Source organism: Synechococcus sp. RS9902 (genome assembly GCF_014279635.1).
Classification (GTDB): Bacteria; Cyanobacteriota; Cyanobacteriia; order PCC-6307; family Cyanobiaceae; genus Parasynechococcus.
The window spans coordinates 1,009,027-1,022,370 of record NZ_CP047949.1 but is presented as its reverse complement, the minus strand read 5'-3'; the positions used below and the strand labels follow the sequence as shown (position 1 = coordinate 1,022,370).

The 13,344-nt window shown below is 52.4% G+C and carries 21 protein-coding genes, 1 tRNA gene and 1 pseudogene; 5 read left to right on the top strand and 18 right to left on the bottom strand.

Translation table 11 applies throughout. The features are described from left to right. The first annotated feature begins 110 nt into the window (after nt 1–110). From SynRS9902_RS05470 to SynRS9902_RS05460, 3 genes and pseudogenes are all read left to right on the top strand, one after another. Nucleotides 111–1,262, top strand: coding sequence for an NAD(P)-binding protein (locus SynRS9902_RS05470; protein WP_186510269.1), 1,152 nt, complete (start codon nt 111–113; stop codon nt 1,260–1,262). Between the two features lie 13 nt (nt 1,263–1,275). Then, nucleotides 1,276–1,349: transfer RNA gene (locus tag SynRS9902_RS05465), tRNA-Pro, on the top strand. A gap of 440 nt (nt 1,350–1,789) precedes the next feature. Then, a pseudogene (locus tag SynRS9902_RS05460) lies at nt 1,790–1,975 on the top strand (tyrosine-type recombinase/integrase); the annotation flags it as partial. Nucleotides 1,976–2,510: 535 nt separating this feature from the next. Here the strand turns inward: SynRS9902_RS05460 and SynRS9902_RS13600 are convergent. From SynRS9902_RS13600 to SynRS9902_RS05395, 13 genes are all read right to left on the bottom strand, one after another. Continuing rightward, entirely contained in the window at nt 2,511–2,975 is a 465-nt protein-coding gene (locus SynRS9902_RS13600) for a hypothetical protein (RefSeq protein WP_255446218.1), read from the bottom strand. 677 nt (nt 2,976–3,652) lie between these two features. Next, complete coding sequence (locus SynRS9902_RS05450; protein ID WP_186510267.1) at nt 3,653–3,922, bottom strand: hypothetical protein; 270 nt, start codon at nt 3,920–3,922, stop codon at nt 3,653–3,655. A 375-nt stretch (nt 3,923–4,297) separates the two neighbouring features. Continuing rightward, nucleotides 4,298–4,831: a TM2 domain-containing protein gene (locus SynRS9902_RS05445; protein ID WP_186510266.1), complete on the bottom strand. Its 534-nt coding sequence runs from the start codon at nt 4,829–4,831 to the stop codon at nt 4,298–4,300. 30 nt (nt 4,832–4,861) lie between these two features. Further along, nucleotides 4,862–5,134 carry a hypothetical protein gene (locus SynRS9902_RS05440; protein ID WP_186510265.1) on the bottom strand — a complete coding sequence of 91 codons (273 nt, stop codon included), beginning with the start codon at nt 5,132–5,134 and terminating at the stop codon, nt 4,862–4,864. Nucleotides 5,135–5,182: 48 nt separating this feature from the next. Next, nucleotides 5,183–5,401, bottom strand: coding sequence for a hypothetical protein (locus SynRS9902_RS05435; RefSeq protein WP_186510264.1), 219 nt, complete (start codon nt 5,399–5,401; stop codon nt 5,183–5,185). 84 nt (nt 5,402–5,485) lie between these two features. Continuing rightward, nucleotides 5,486–5,773, bottom strand: a complete 288-nt coding sequence (locus SynRS9902_RS05430; RefSeq protein WP_186510263.1) for a hypothetical protein — start codon at nt 5,771–5,773, stop codon at nt 5,486–5,488. 241 nt (nt 5,774–6,014) lie between these two features. Next, a complete protein-coding gene (locus tag SynRS9902_RS05425) occupies nt 6,015–6,293 on the bottom strand; it encodes a DUF3764 family protein (RefSeq protein WP_186510262.1) in 279 nt (92 codons plus the stop codon). Nucleotides 6,294–6,327: 34 nt separating this feature from the next. Beyond that, nucleotides 6,328–6,492, bottom strand: coding sequence for a hypothetical protein (locus SynRS9902_RS05420; protein WP_186510261.1), 165 nt, complete (start codon nt 6,490–6,492; stop codon nt 6,328–6,330). Nucleotides 6,493–7,067: 575 nt separating this feature from the next. After that, nucleotides 7,068–7,229 carry a hypothetical protein gene (locus SynRS9902_RS05415; RefSeq protein ID WP_186510260.1) on the bottom strand — a complete coding sequence of 54 codons (162 nt, stop codon included), beginning with the start codon at nt 7,227–7,229 and terminating at the stop codon, nt 7,068–7,070. 834 nt (nt 7,230–8,063) lie between these two features. Further along, complete coding sequence (locus SynRS9902_RS05410; RefSeq protein WP_186510259.1) at nt 8,064–8,273, bottom strand: hypothetical protein; 210 nt, start codon at nt 8,271–8,273, stop codon at nt 8,064–8,066. Next, nucleotides 8,266–8,451 carry a hypothetical protein gene (locus SynRS9902_RS05405; protein ID WP_186510258.1) on the bottom strand — a complete coding sequence of 62 codons (186 nt, stop codon included), beginning with the start codon at nt 8,449–8,451 and terminating at the stop codon, nt 8,266–8,268. Before SynRS9902_RS05405 ends, SynRS9902_RS05410 begins: the two co-directional genes overlap by 8 nt. A gap of 8 nt (nt 8,452–8,459) precedes the next feature. Next, nucleotides 8,460–8,603, bottom strand: a complete 144-nt coding sequence (locus SynRS9902_RS05400; protein WP_186510257.1) for a hypothetical protein — start codon at nt 8,601–8,603, stop codon at nt 8,460–8,462. Nucleotides 8,604–9,781: 1,178 nt separating this feature from the next. Next, nucleotides 9,782–9,970, bottom strand: a complete 189-nt coding sequence (locus tag SynRS9902_RS05395; RefSeq protein WP_115081747.1) for a hypothetical protein — start codon at nt 9,968–9,970, stop codon at nt 9,782–9,784. Nucleotides 9,971–10,114: 144 nt separating this feature from the next. Between SynRS9902_RS05395 and SynRS9902_RS13790 the strand changes: the two genes are divergently transcribed. Continuing rightward, nucleotides 10,115–10,261 carry a DUF3104 domain-containing protein gene (locus SynRS9902_RS13790; RefSeq protein WP_186510536.1) on the top strand — a complete coding sequence of 49 codons (147 nt, stop codon included), beginning with the start codon at nt 10,115–10,117 and terminating at the stop codon, nt 10,259–10,261. Nucleotides 10,262–10,787: 526 nt separating this feature from the next. Here the strand turns inward: SynRS9902_RS13790 and SynRS9902_RS05385 are convergent. Next, on the bottom strand, nt 10,788–10,949 hold the full coding sequence (locus tag SynRS9902_RS05385; protein ID WP_186510256.1) for a hypothetical protein: 162 nt from the start codon (nt 10,947–10,949) through the stop codon (nt 10,788–10,790). A gap of 73 nt (nt 10,950–11,022) precedes the next feature. Further along, nucleotides 11,023–11,256 (bottom strand): hypothetical protein, encoded by a 234-nt coding sequence (locus tag SynRS9902_RS05380; RefSeq protein ID WP_255446217.1) that lies wholly within the window; start codon nt 11,254–11,256, stop codon nt 11,023–11,025. A gap of 95 nt (nt 11,257–11,351) precedes the next feature. Between SynRS9902_RS05380 and SynRS9902_RS05375 the strand changes: the two genes are divergently transcribed. After that, nucleotides 11,352–11,513 (top strand): hypothetical protein, encoded by a 162-nt coding sequence (locus tag SynRS9902_RS05375; protein ID WP_255446216.1) that lies wholly within the window; start codon nt 11,352–11,354, stop codon nt 11,511–11,513. Nucleotides 11,514–11,637: 124 nt separating this feature from the next. Here the strand turns inward: SynRS9902_RS05375 and SynRS9902_RS05370 are convergent, their stop codons facing one another. The 3 genes from SynRS9902_RS05370 to SynRS9902_RS05360 all read right to left on the bottom strand — a co-directional run bounded on the left by SynRS9902_RS05370 (nt 11,638) and on the right by SynRS9902_RS05360 (nt 13,162). Beyond that, the gene (locus SynRS9902_RS05370; protein WP_114987852.1) at nt 11,638–11,853 is read right to left on the bottom strand and encodes a hypothetical protein; all 216 of its coding nucleotides are present in this window, start codon (nt 11,851–11,853) and stop codon (nt 11,638–11,640) included. A 590-nt stretch (nt 11,854–12,443) separates the two neighbouring features. After that, the gene (locus SynRS9902_RS05365) at nt 12,444–12,611 is read right to left on the bottom strand and encodes a hypothetical protein (protein WP_186510254.1); all 168 of its coding nucleotides are present in this window, start codon (nt 12,609–12,611) and stop codon (nt 12,444–12,446) included. A 290-nt stretch (nt 12,612–12,901) separates the two neighbouring features. Beyond that, complete coding sequence (locus SynRS9902_RS05360) at nt 12,902–13,162, bottom strand: hypothetical protein (RefSeq protein WP_186510253.1); 261 nt, start codon at nt 13,160–13,162, stop codon at nt 12,902–12,904. Nucleotides 13,163–13,344: the final 182 nt, after the last annotated feature.

The window sequence follows — 13,344 nt, the reverse complement described above, 5'->3', positions numbered from 1 at the left end:
ATTTCGCATTCTTTGGCGTCACGATTCTTCTGGCATTGCTGGGTGGTTTGTTTTCTCGAGTGGCCGCGGAGCGCTATTGGATGTGATCAGCGGAAGAGGCTTCAGCGAACGTGGCTGAGGTTGATCTCGCCGTTATCGGTGCAGGACTGGCTGGCTGCAGCCTGATTGGCCGGCTCCAGCAGCTGGGATCTGACCTCAACATCGCTTTGATCGAGGCCGGCCGGGGGCCAGGTGGACGCACGGCCACCCGCAGGAGACGCGACCAAAGTGGCTGGCTGCTCAACCATGGAGCACCGGGATTCAACCTCAGTGAATCCATGCCGGAGGGCATGGATTCACTGCTGAAGCCATTGCGGGCAGCAGGTGTGCTCCAGCGGGACGAGCGAGTTGTGCTTTCGCTCAATGTTGAAGCCGGTTTGTCGCCTGCCACCAGCCCAAACGCCTGGCCAAATGGTGGCTGGTGGCATGGTGTACCCAGCATGGCCAGCATCTGCGAGGCGCTGCTCGATACGGCTGGCACCGCGCAACTGAGCTGTCAGTTCGCAACTCGTGTGCGCTGGTTGGAGCGACGCCGGGACCATTGGCTGCTGGAGAACGAGGATCGAACCTGGAGCCTCAGGGCCAAGCGCCTTGTGCTCAGTGGAACCCTGCTGGCGCATCCCCGCTCACTGAAGATGCTGGCCTGGGATGACGTACCCCTGCGCACAGCCGTTGCAGAAGGCGTGGATGACGACCTCGACAAGGCATTGAGCCTGCTGCAACACAGCCAAGCCGAAGTGCGCTGGAACCTGATGGTGGATCTGGGCGTGCTCGCGCTCAACGCTGAGGAGCTTCCCGCTCAGATCTGGTTGGACGACGCCGCCAAGGCGCGCTGGAAGGTGGAACGCCTCGTGCTGCAGCCGCAAAGCGATGGACGCTGGGGGCTTGTGGTGCATGGATTGGATTCCGGGGAAGCAATCACGCCCGAAAGCCAGGGGCACCTGCTGGCTCAGGAGCAACAGCGCCTGGTGGAGCTGTTGCCCGAACTGCTGCAAGCCCTGCCGGTTGTTTCAGCTGCGTTGAACCAGGTGACGCCGTTGGGTGTGATGCGCTGGGGCGCCTCACGGCCCCTCAACAACCCCTTGCCACAAGAACTGCAGTGGTGCCCCACCAGCGCTGTTGGGTTCTGTGGCGACTGGATCGCAGGGCCTGGCTTCGGTAAAGCAGAGGGAGCGATCAGCAGCGGCGTCAACCTGGCTGAACAGCTGCACGCTGACCGCTAATCTCTATATGCGCCGGGGAGTGGCGCAGTTTGGTAGCGCGCTTGCTTTGGGAGCAAGATGCCGCAGGTTCGAATCCTGTCTCCCCGATGCGAAAAAAGCTAGTCCCTGACTAGAGATTCGGCCACCACCCCAGGGTGGCTTTTTTATTGAAAATGCCTTCTGGTGGATCAGGTCCAGGTCTATCGGCAAGGGCCTTCTTTCCGCCCTGCTTTGAGCGGAATCCACTTAATAACCGATGCACCTATCTGGGTTCCCACCGAGGCCATTAACCAGCGCCTCGGACTCTCCAGAACAACACTCAACCGTATCCGCGCTGAAGGCCAGTTGGTCGCGGGAACGCATAGCGTTGGCTCAGTGGCCAGCGCAACGGAAAGATCGGCTGGGACTTGGCAGCAGAAGAGCAATGGCAACGCGACCGCGCCGTTGAACTCACTGGCGGAGTGGAGGCAGCCAAATGAACCCCGCACGCACACATAAAGCGGCTGATCTCATAAGCGCCGCATCAAGAAACAGGCGCCACATATTTCCCAAGTAAAAAAAGGAATGGCCCATTGACCCTTCAGACGCTGGCCGTTCGCATGGCGGTGTGGGGACGGGGAGCAAACCTCCGGCTCCATCCGCACCGTTGCCGACACACCCATGTCAATCATGCGATTCGGCTGGGGGTGGATCTTTTCACGCTCTCAGCCACGCTCGGCCACAGCTCGACGTGAGCCACATCTCATTACGTTCTTGCTGAGCCTGGCGAGAGTTCATCTCTCAAGTTGGGTTGATGGCCCTTTCTGACCTGGGAAACCAACGAGCATCTGGACCTGCCGCAGTGTGGGCCTCCAGCATGGATAGAACAGCAGTGGGTGACTCGGCGGAACGTGATTGATTTGAGAGCTAATGCTCAACATGTTCGACCTTTGAGAGCAAATGTCGCCCCCAATACCGCAATCCTTGCCCAGCTGCGAGATATTAGCTTGCGCGGCTGGGTCAGGCAGACCACTACGCGAGAATCACATATCGAACCAGTCCAATGAGCCGAAGAGGAATCCACCCGCTGTTGATGGGTCTAGACAAGCCAAAGCGCACAACACATCTTGCTGTACAGCAAGATCTGAGTGGTTACGAGTCAGCTCAGAGAAAGCGGTTTCTACGGTCGGAACTAGAAGAGGAAAAGCAAGCCGCAGCAGCGGGACGCCGACACCTCCTCAGGCTTGAACGCCAAGCAGCATGATTGAACTGGCTGACGAGGGCTAACAACTATCGCCGCTCGTCTCCTAAGCGACGACGATGTAGGGGAAGAGCCCACCTGATGAAAGCGTCCTTTTTGCTGATGATGCCTTCATTGGCACATGCAATTTCAGCATCATTCCTATCAGACCAAGTAACAGTCTCCAAGCCCTCAAGCTTGGTGTATTCGCAGTAGCAGTGCGCTGTAGCCAGATCTTCCATTAGTTCTGCAACTTCTCCCCACATGGTCATTTGTATGTCCATGCAGGATTGGTGAAACTCTGAATACTTGGTAAGAGTTTTTGTTTTTGACTGATCAGTAGGAACTTCAATTTTTTCCTCTGCCTCAAAGCCCCCTCCATCAAAGGCAATGGCTGGGTCTGCTAAGACCACTGGAGCCAGGAGCAGCAGCAGCCGGTTCAAGTCCAATGGCTCGGGATACCAGACAGTCTGGCTAGGAATTGAGCTTTGCCCACCAAGGGCTGCGGCTTTCACAAGCCGCCCCAAAGGCAGGGGATGAAGGGGGCTGTACTCAGACAGCTGCCAGGAACCATTCGAAGTGGGATCTCCGATAGACGTGTAACTCAGTACACAGTTTGTGTTGTTGAGTTCCGCACATTGATTCACTTGGACCACAGCTTGTTTGAAATTCGTGCATGGTTGATAGGACTTTCACCGTAAATTGAGTGTCTCCATATACCAGGTCAGAAAATTATCAAGCTGATATTGCAATGCGTCAGCTTGAGGATTGTGGTGTTCCTTGCGAGTGCCCCCGCTGCGCCTCTGCGTATTACCGACTGCAGAGGATTCAGCACGAGAAGGAACAGCGTGAGCTTCGCAGGCCATCACGAGACTATGTTCTTTACGACTAGGAGTTTTGTTATGGAATATACCTACCGCGATTGCCTAAGCGAAGAAATTGAGATTCTTCAATTGATGCTTTACAGGGATGAGTTTTTGGCCGTAGATCCCAAAGCCTGCAAGCACTCTGGCCCTCTAATAAGAAAAATAGAGGAAAACATGAAAGAGCTTTCCGAGCTCAATGATCAGCCCTAGACTTAAATCGTGTGAGCGTTGCTTCCTTAAAGCGAGCTAACAGCCTCTTTTGACCTAATCAGCGCTAAAAGTAATATAAGCATAGAAGAATTTTGGGACTATCCCCACCACGGATTTTATTTTCTTGCCATATACTCTCTGTCCGCTTCAACCATTGCTTCTTCGTCGTCATGGAAGAAGCATCCATACAACAGGTTTTCTATCCGAGAAACTTCCATATCACGATCCGCGACCTCTTGCCATAGATAAAGCTCTTGGAATCTATTTCCAAGATAGAATTGTGCCTCAGAAATATCTCTTGTGATTTTAAAATAAGCAGATTGTTCCTTGACTCTTGGTGATATATAGGTCAGGATTTTTCTCCCGACTGAATGCAACGTCGCCATAGGCCGATGGAGGTTCTATGCCTATTTTAGTAGCAACTAATACAAAATCAATAGGTTCTCATACCTGCTCTCAGGTTTTTGCTGCCGAGAGGAGATGAACGTTGGAAGGCAGACACACGACAGCTGAAGCGGAAGCTTTCAAGCATTCAGAGTCTGTTGAGGCTGGCTGAGGTTATCTATGAGGTTGTCGATTGAACACCAGTAGATGAGGAGTGACTAACCAGTAATCAAAATCCCAGCCATTGCTGATGGGGTAAATGTTCTGTCGGGAGATGGATAGCGACAACATCACCGCCCCCTGCTTTCCCCTTGCGGGTCTTGTATGGCTTTCATTCAGCCGTGAGGCATCAGGCTTCCCGACAAATGAATACCAAATTAATTAATCCAATACTTGATTTGACCAGATTCTGTAATGGTTGTGCTCAACATCCCCTCAGCTTCCAGATGTTCTGCCAAGCTTTTAATGCGCTTCGGATCGATTCCTGTTTTTACCGAGATCAACGCAACTGTGAGAGGCTTGTCTACGCAAGCCTTGAGAATCGCTTGTTCATCACTTTTTGAAGCTGTATCCTCGCCCTGTGGGGTTTGTATTTCTGAGATGGCTGACTTGATGCTCTCGCCTACGTTGACCACAACTTGTTGCTGTGCCAATGGAGAAGAATAGGCGCCTGGCAGGTTGTATCCACAATTTCTATTGTAGTCGTCGACCATTTCTGAAACGAGGAATAGATCTACAAACTGACCGATGCCAAATACTCCCCATGTAAATAGGTAGAGTAATCCAGATCCAATCTTGCCTACATATAGACGTTGAATTCCACCTGCACCAATGAAGATTGCTGCCCAACAAAGAAAGACAACCTCTTTTTGCTTTGCAGGCTTGATTCCATGCGTGAGTGCTTGAGTCATTTTCGTTTTATCGATAGATTTGTAATTGGGTCAATTTTGAGATTGTTTTGGAATTACTTTTTCAATTAAATCGCCGACTGGGACACCAATCGAACCGCCAGCTGTGATTCCAAGAGCTGCCATAGACACCGCTGTGTTGATGTAAATGAATGGTGCTGCAATGCAAGTAAGTAGGAAGACTTTTGCAGCCTCGAAGACTCGCTGCTCTTCCACACTCATTCGGTATTCCATGCCTTTTTTGTTGTTGGACTCTCGCCCCGTGAACACACCATCTCCCTTCCAGCGGCAAATCACCTCACTCATTTGGGGAGTATTTGATGAGATCTTTCTTAGCCGTATCCCCCAAAAGGACTAGAGGCGTACCCCCAGGTGCCAACCCGTCAGCCTGTCCTGCTCCACTGGGGTCAGGAAGGAGTAGAGCCAATCCAGGAGCAGCTCTTCCACCTCTGTCACTCCAGGCTCCTGCATCCCCTCGGAAAGCAAGCCTCTGAAGGCATCAGGGTCGTTGGCGCGTAGGCAAGCAACAAGCTCCCCCATCAGGAACAGAGCAATGCGGGTGTCGAGGGTCATTGGTCAGTAGTGACTGTCTTGAGTGTTCCCCGCTCTGCTCGGGCAATAAAAACTCCGCCTTGCGACAGGGTGATTTAGCTTATTTCAAATAAAATTACATACATCAGCTACAATTCTAGATTCAAAAATGTTATTAGGCTCCCTCCATTCGCCCCATATCATTTCGTCATCTGTAGAGTTAAAAACTCTGCCTTCGCATACAACCGCGACATATAGTTTTTGTTTTTGACCGTTTTCAGCTGGAATTACGATTGACTGGCCCGTCTTTTTTGCTCGCTTGAAATCAAGAGTCAGCTCTCCATACCCCCGCACCTCAGCTTCTGCAGTAAGCGCAAGCAGGAGGCTTGCCGCGACGAATAAAAAGAATTTCATGGAGCCAATGCATTAAACCCACTTATATTGAAGAGTATTTGTATTGGTTGATGCAATTGCTACCAGTATTCAATAGCTAAAAATGGATTGCTCCCGTTGATTTGCACTTGGGAGCGGCGAGGTCACCTAGCGAAAGGGTGGCTTCGCTTGCCTAGAAAAAGCCCTCGAATAACGAAACCTGGCCGAGGGCTTCCCCAACAGAGAAAACATCATGGCAAATGACACAGGGGAGTGGAGTGTCTTATGCAAGCCAACGAGTGATCACGGTGCCTTCATAGACGTGACCCGAAGCTTCAACAATTGGCTTGGTCTCTGGGTTCGTGAAGATGTTGTAGAGGACGTCCTCGGGTCCTTGAAACATCACTGTCGCTCTTTGGGGGTCGTCCTTGCAGACGCCAATAAAGAAGGTCTTGACCCCCATCTCGGCAAACATCGCTTGCTGCTCAGGAGCATTCATATGTGCGCGATATTCCTCAAACGTGTTGCTGAGCTTGAAGTCCAGAGCAGTTGTCTCGGTCATGGCTTAGCGGATGTTCATTCGTGACAGATCTCTTTTATCCCACTTCCGTAGTCCAGCTCACTTGCTGCTGCAGTGAGTGCTCCACGCTCGCCAGACTCCAGCGATGGCGAACAGGGACCGCAGCAACCACGAACCGCCAGAGAAGCCCGTTGGTGAGGGCTGGCTTTATAGCGAGCAGCAGCAGAAGAAGCTCTGTCACTTCAAACCTTCAATGGCGACCGTTCACGCCCAATGGTTCGAGGGCCGCAAAGACTCTTCCCCGGATCATTCATTTTGACAACTGGGCTAGCGGTTTATGCAAAATCGGTTGTGAACAACCAGCTTTTCGTCGGTAGTCAGTGATACCAGCGAAATAGAGGCACACGAAAGAAATTCTTGATCCCAAAGGTCTCCCAAAAATGGTGTGCGGTGTCACTGGTGAGTCTCTATTAATGGTTCCTGCGGCACTTCCTCATACGGCTGAGGAGGCATCGCAGCAGCACGGGAGAGCGACCCGTTGGCTGGCAGACAATCCAGTCCCAGTACACGGCAAGCGTGATGGGGCTGGCTTTCTGCGCTTAACCCCGTCTTCCAACAACGGGAAAGATTTAGTGCATCGCACCGAAATACGTAACGCCTCGTCAAAGTTATGGAACGGCAACCGCATCTCTCGGGGAGAACGATGTTCTCCTCGCGGTTCCGTGGCCTCACATCATTGATTCGGTAAGGCTGTTGGAAGTCAGCCCCACCGATAGAAGGGGCTGCGCCGAACTAAGAAGACGAGTGACTCGACAATCACCTCACATAACGGGCATAGCTGGGCAGTCGTTTCAGGCGAATCTGCGTCGAGTAACCCGTCGGCGTGATGATATTCACCACTTCAGGAGCAGGGCTATTCAGCGTGTAACCAAGTTCTGTCAACTTGGCCCAGGATTCTTTGAGCAGTTCAGTGTCCATAAATTCTAGATAACACATCTCATCAAGCTTCCGCAAGTTGTGGTCAATATGTACCACTTGATGCATTTAAGAGCGGGTGATTAACCGACCATCAGACAAAGCGTAAGAGAGATGATCCAAGAATTCAGCATTATTTCGCGGACTCCGCCGATGGTGCATCAGCTTGATGACAAGCGCTTTGTAGTGTGCGTGTCGAGTGGGCTTTGCCTGGAATTTGCTGACCGATGGGATGCCGAGTGCTGCTTGAAAAGCCTTCAGGATTCAAGTGTTTTAGCTAAGTAGCTATTAATACATTGACGGGGAAGGATTAAGCATTTTTGGCTACTGCACAACTTCAGGATTGTGGCATTATCGGCTGACTCACAGCGAGCAGATGTCTCCAAAAGAGAAGTACATCCTCTTAATGGAAGCTGCGTACACCGCCACAGACAAAGATACCTACTACAAATTGATGCAAAAGGCTGATCAGGTCTTAAAAGACACTCAGGCAACCGTAGACAACATTGATGCAGAGGCTGCTTAAAGACCTCAGCGACCTTCCTCAAACATCAGAAATAGCTCGCCGTGGGTCAGTCAGCTGATAGTTGCTGGATCCATTGGCTCCAGGGTTGCCTTAAGCCAGATGCTTCGACCTTTCTCTTTGAGCCCCCACTTGGGCAGATCGTCGTTGGCTCGAATATCGACAGCCCCGAGAAGCTCGCTGCCGCCACCGGCATATGCCAGTCAGAATCTCGGAATTTAGGCAATGAAAAAAATCGCATAATTCTCGCCAGCACTGACGACAGAGGAGCGATCACTTTTCTTCAGGTGTGGCTACCTGCTTTTAGCCACCAATTACGGACTGGCGCTTTCGATACCGCCCTTAAGTAATTTCTCAAGCCAATCAACATCCTTCTCCAGGTCTTCGACCCGCTGCTGCAGCTGTTGCTCGCGGACGTGCTCGGCTTCATCCATCTGCTGACGGCCGCCGTTCATCATCTCGGTGTAGGTCAACGCTCTGGGCTTCATCGGCTCCTCTGGGGAGGGGATTGCTGGGTCAGTCATCAGAGCCCTTGCCAGCGGTAAGTCGACCAGCGACAAAACCAACGCCACCAGCAAAGACTGCAGCCTGAAGTTGCCACACCAGAAGCCTATGGCGCCATGTCATGCGGTTGAGCCAGAACCCAGCACCGACGGCCACAACCAGCAGGATGACCAGACCAACCTGGGAAAAGGTTTTCATAGCTTCCCTCACTTCTCCAGCGCAGCCTTCAAGGCGGTTAGTCCCTCTTCCAACTGCGAGTAGTTGTCTGGATCTGCATCCCAGGCATCGACCAACTTCTGCGCAGTTTCGATGAACTCCTTCATCTCGTCGCAAGCCTTCAGAAGATCCATGGCGCAGAAGCCGAGGAGAGCGAAAAACTTACTTCCATCGCAAAGGACAAGAAAGCCCCCTGGAGGTTTCAGTTCCAGGGGTGCAGCTCTTCTCGCCGACCTCAAGTTGATGCACCCACATGACCAGGGTGTGATCAGAACGATTGGGGTTGATGACCAGATGCAACTCGTTGGCTCAGCCCACTTCGGGAGCCCAGCCCGTTAATGGCGCATGATGCTTTTGGCTGAGCCTTAGTAGTGACCACCGAGCTGAAAAAGCTGTTCAGCTGGAAGTACGCGGGAATCTTGGTGGGAGTCAAGCTCGGAATGGCTGCCGTTGCCTACGGCCTATACCGTGCTGGCCTCGACCCCAGTTCGTTTGCGTTTGGGCGCTAACCCGCACCTCCCACAATACTGAAAGAAAAATCTCCAGAACCCCTCAGAACTGGAGACCGTCCAACTGCCTGATGCAGCTCTGCATTCAGACCCGTTGAAGCTATGAAGCGAGGCCTGGGTGCGGAGGTACGGATGACCGCTAGACCTTCGCAGACGAGCCCAACGGTGTAGAAAAAAGCGCATAAAAAAGGTGGGTCGTGCATTACCCACCTGATCTGATTTCTCCAGTCGAGCTGTCCGGAGAAGTCGCAAACTCTGCGTCTGCGAAATGTAAAAAACCCGTTGACACGACTGTGGATTCAGCACCCACGATGAGAATTAATACCCACTAGCTCTCGTTTTTCTCGAGCTTCTCGAAGGCCGCCAGAACGTTTGCGGTAGCTCTGCTTGCCTCGATCTCAACCTCAGTGGCTATCAAGGTGAAGTGATGCGTAGTATCCGATGCGACTCGCTGTACTCCTATCGCTGGCTTTGCTAGCCCCAGCAACTGTGTTTGCCCATGAGGCCAAGGTCACAGCTGAAGGAATATCAGAAGAATTCGCGACTGCTGAGGCAATGCGTGAAGTTCCCAAAGGTGCATCGGTGACCGACACCGCTTGCAGGAGTCAAGACGTTGGGATGTCGACCCGCTACTGGTGCACCGTCACGTACAGCGATTAGCCGGCTGCGGGCTAGGTCTCTATCTTCTTGAGCTTCTCGTAAGCAGCCAGAACGTTTGCAGTGGCCACCGCTTGTGACTCACCAGTGTTCTGCATTCGTCTTTCGATGAGCCTCTCTACGAGCTTCTGAGTGGCGTCCATTGGCTAGTTGATGGCGTGAACTACGAGTGCCAGGAGGAAGCCGATCAGCAGGCCCTTAACGAAGGTGATCCAGAGCATTTGGTACTTGCTCAGACCAAACCGCTGCCTGATCCGCTTGATGTAGGTCTTGTGCCAAAGCAGGACTGAGCACGGCTGCTTCGCCTTCTTCGACTTCTTGGATTTCTTTGCCATCGATCAATGATGGCAGCGCCTGGCAATACGACTCCGTTGTGCGGGTTCACCTATGAGCAGAACCCCCAGACTCACAGCTCTTCAGAGGGTGCGCTCCTGGGGCCAGCAAGCCCTGCCTGAGGCGACAGCTGCCGAGCACTTGGCATTGATCGAGGGTCACGTACCCGAAGTGATCGCAGGTGGCGACAAAAATCCCAAGCCCCCAACCTCTTCCAGGTCGCGGACGTGGACATCAGCGTTATCAACTTGATCAACGCTGACCTGGTCACCCACAGCGCGCCAAGGGTCTGAATTTAGATTCCGCCTGGTAAGCCATCCAAGGATTTGTAACAAGTCGAACCCTTTGTCTCAATTCGCCTAGTCGGGACTCATTTCGCTGCCTATCTGTTGGGTCAGCAGCGATCAAGAACATGAAAGGAACCAAGACCAGACTCACCACCGCTCCAGAGGGCTTCGAGTACTACAGAGTTTGCGACCACGAAGGCGTCTGCCAAGTCGTCAGAGGCATGTGGGCAGCACAGCACCTCACAGAAGACATCCGTGAACTGAGCGCCACCAAGACAAAGTATTCAGATGATTGGGTTTAGGACTCTGAACGACAACCCGTTTGCCCCCCTACAGGGGCGTTCGCACCCCCACCCAACAAAAGGAGTTGAACAAGTCGAAAGATCACTGGCAGCTCTGACGACCACCGAGGAAAAGCCCTGACCAAATAGACAGGACTTTGATCTTCGTGATGAAGAGATTCCTAGTGCCGTCACGCGCCGGAGTTTTTTTTCTTGCCCATACCAGCAATGAAACCGGCACCGTTGGTAGCTCAGATGATCTCTTTACGGCCGGCCTTGATCTTGGCTTTGGCAGATACAAGACCAAAAATCAGCAGGATCAGAAGCCCCGCATTCACGCCAACGAAAAACATTGTGTCCATGACTTCAAGATTGCTTTGCTCGTCATAAGGAAAGCGAACAAAACAGCCCATCGGTCAAAAGACTCATTCAGCTCCGAAGAAAGAAGAAATCTTCGGCTGATCTTGGGAAATCTGGCGAGACCAACTACAACTGCCAATCGCTATCGCCATCAGTGCAGTCCTTCCCTTGCAACTCTTGCAAACGCGCCAAGAGCTCTGGATCACCAACAATCTGCCGGCGGCATCCGTCTTCACCCATATACGTCAGATGCCCATCGGCATCGATGACCAGCGCGGTCATGGGGGTAACTGGAGACGTCTCGTCGATGGCGATGCGCTCCTTCTTCAGATCCACCCAGTCTGCGTCCTCTAAGCGCACAAGCCCAAAGCCATGAACAAACCAGACAGTGGTGGCAGCCGCCTGGGCAGCGTTCCTCTATGAAGGGTGCGATGGACTGGCACCTTTCCAAACGCGTGACTGATCAACAAGGCAAAGACAGGGCCTACTGGATTGATGAGATCGCCTTCCGGGAGGCACGCTTGAACGGCAGTCAGGGTGACATCGACAGCGAAGACCAAGCGGCCTGCGAGGAAGCCCTAAAAGCAGCGAAAGCGAACTTGGCTGCCTCTCGGTGAACCCGGGGCTGACGGAGGCCCGAGCCACAACTAGGATTTGAAGGTGAGAGGGAGACCTCTTCGGGCGTGGTTGCTTGATTTGGTGGGTGGTGTCACGACCTACTGCCTCTCTCACACCTCTTGATCAAGGCTGAACCAGGCCCCTCTCCTTGGCATAACTCTTGTAGTGATTGGGAAATTCATCGGCAAGCCGAGCAAGTACATCACTTGAAGAGCCCATTTGCTCGTTCACTTCATCAAAAACCGATGCAAAACAGCTCTCACACCTGATTTCAAGACAAAGCTCATCCCAGCTCGTGCCTTGTTTGTTGAAACTGGCCACAAGCTCTTTAAAGGTCACGAGAAACAAACTGTTCCAATTCGGACAAGTCTAAATCCAATGGCATCAATTAATTCGATGCCGAATGAAATCAGGATTGCCCTAGCCTGATGGCACATGGCTGTGATGAACCAACTTTCAAGGGATGAAACGATTGCTGCAGCTGCTTCGGCGATGGACTGGCCAACGGGAGAAACCCCCATTGCATACACCCGAAGAGTTGGAGTGCTTTAAAACAGATGCGATCGACAATCGCGGCAAGCACTATTGATGCAGGGGGCAACTGAACTGGCACTACTCGCCCTGGCGTTTGTCGGGCTTCAGCTCTGGTGGCTCAGCAAGGTCTTTTTGAATCGACCCCGGCAGCCAAGGCCACTGGGCAACCCCATGAGGGCAAATTCGCTTCAAAACGAGCGAACTGCCCTGCAAAAGATCTTTGATCAATCCTGAGAACCGCCAAACCTTGGGATCGAACTAGGGACAAACACCGATGCCTGATGCGATCTCAACAATCAGCGTGGTGCATCAGCAAAAACAGCCATGGCACTGATTTGTTGTGCGCACTGTGGTCACATGCACTCGAGCCTGAGAGGGGACTGCCCCCAGTGCCATCAACAGAGGCGCCTATGGTCTCCCCAGGCGTTGTCAGAACGGATCAAACCAACGCCGATCAACACCAAGGAGTGACCACCATGGCCTTTGAAGCCCCCCCAGCAGAGGGACGTCAGTGCATCAGCTGCGGTGACATCAAACCTCTGAATTTCTTTGGCTTGGATCAACAGGAGTGCCGGAACTGTGAATCAAGTCGACGCCAACAGGGCATCAAACAAAACGTCGATGATTCCGTCGAGGAGTCTTGAATCAAACCGAGCCTCAATGAGCATATGCACCAATGTTCAATTGATATCCATGGGCTATCACATAGGTAGCGTTGCAAAGAGGTGTCATGGGCAAGGTTCTTTCAGCAGCGAAGTGGTCATTCGAACTACTTGGCCAACGCATCACTGCACTTCGTCTTAAAAAGAGCTTTTCAGAATCAAGGATTTACAGCGACTGGGCTTATGACGAATCACAGATGAAAGAGGCCGATTTTGGCAAGCGTGAGCAGAAATCTCATCTCGAATACGATTGCTGAAGCCACAAGCTGATTCATCAGAACCAAAAACAGCGACGTAACAGGCATCCAACCAAAGCCTTGAATGGCGAACTGACCAGCCTGAGAGAAAGGTTGGCAATTTGCGTCCAAGTCTCCTAGAACGCTGTTCAGCATCGTTGTTGCAATGGCCTTGATTCCCCGCTGGCAGTTCATGACTGACAGCAGCAAAGCCATGGTGAAGCGATCTGCGATCACACTTGTGGTCGTCCTGATTGGATTAACACTGCTGCGCGCAATCTTTCCCTGGATCCTGCTTGGCCTTGCCCTTTATGGTGCCTGGTGCCTGATGAACCGGAAATAACCGATGAGCGATGACTCAACCCAAGCCAGACGCACGCTTTATCTCTGGGCCCTTG

Excerpts from the sequence above, each read along its gene's own strand:
- SynRS9902_RS05405 (WP_186510258.1), bottom strand. The coding sequence starts at position 8,451 with ATGAAAACCTTTTCCCAGGTTGGTCTGGTCATCCTGCTGGTTGTGGCC.
- SynRS9902_RS05410 (WP_186510259.1), bottom strand. The coding sequence starts at position 8,273 with ATGACTGACCCAGCAATCCCCTCCCCAGAGGAGCCGATGAAGCCCAGA.
- SynRS9902_RS05385 (WP_186510256.1), bottom strand. The coding sequence starts at position 10,949 with ATGGGCTGTTTTGTTCGCTTTCCTTATGACGAGCAAAGCAATCTTGAA.
- SynRS9902_RS05395 (WP_115081747.1), bottom strand. The coding sequence starts at position 9,970 with ATGGCAAAGAAATCCAAGAAGTCGAAGAAGGCGAAGCAGCCGTGCTCA.
- SynRS9902_RS05450 (WP_186510267.1), bottom strand. The coding sequence starts at position 3,922 with ATGGCGACGTTGCATTCAGTCGGGAGAAAAATCCTGACCTATATATCA.
- SynRS9902_RS05440 (WP_186510265.1), bottom strand. The coding sequence starts at position 5,134 with ATGAGTGAGGTGATTTGCCGCTGGAAGGGAGATGGTGTGTTCACGGGG.
- SynRS9902_RS05400 (WP_186510257.1), bottom strand. The coding sequence starts at position 8,603 with ATGGATCTTCTGAAGGCTTGCGACGAGATGAAGGAGTTCATCGAAACT.
- SynRS9902_RS05435 (WP_186510264.1), bottom strand. The coding sequence starts at position 5,401 with ATGACCCTCGACACCCGCATTGCTCTGTTCCTGATGGGGGAGCTTGTT.
- SynRS9902_RS05425 (WP_186510262.1), bottom strand. The coding sequence starts at position 6,293 with ATGACCGAGACAACTGCTCTGGACTTCAAGCTCAGCAACACGTTTGAG.
- SynRS9902_RS05430 (WP_186510263.1), bottom strand. The coding sequence starts at position 5,773 with ATGAAATTCTTTTTATTCGTCGCGGCAAGCCTCCTGCTTGCGCTTACT.
- SynRS9902_RS05415 (WP_186510260.1), bottom strand. The coding sequence starts at position 7,229 with ATGGACACTGAACTGCTCAAAGAATCCTGGGCCAAGTTGACAGAACTT.
- SynRS9902_RS05360 (WP_186510253.1), bottom strand. The coding sequence starts at position 13,162 with ATGGCTTTGCTGCTGTCAGTCATGAACTGCCAGCGGGGAATCAAGGCC.
- SynRS9902_RS05445 (WP_186510266.1), bottom strand. The coding sequence starts at position 4,831 with ATGACTCAAGCACTCACGCATGGAATCAAGCCTGCAAAGCAAAAAGAG.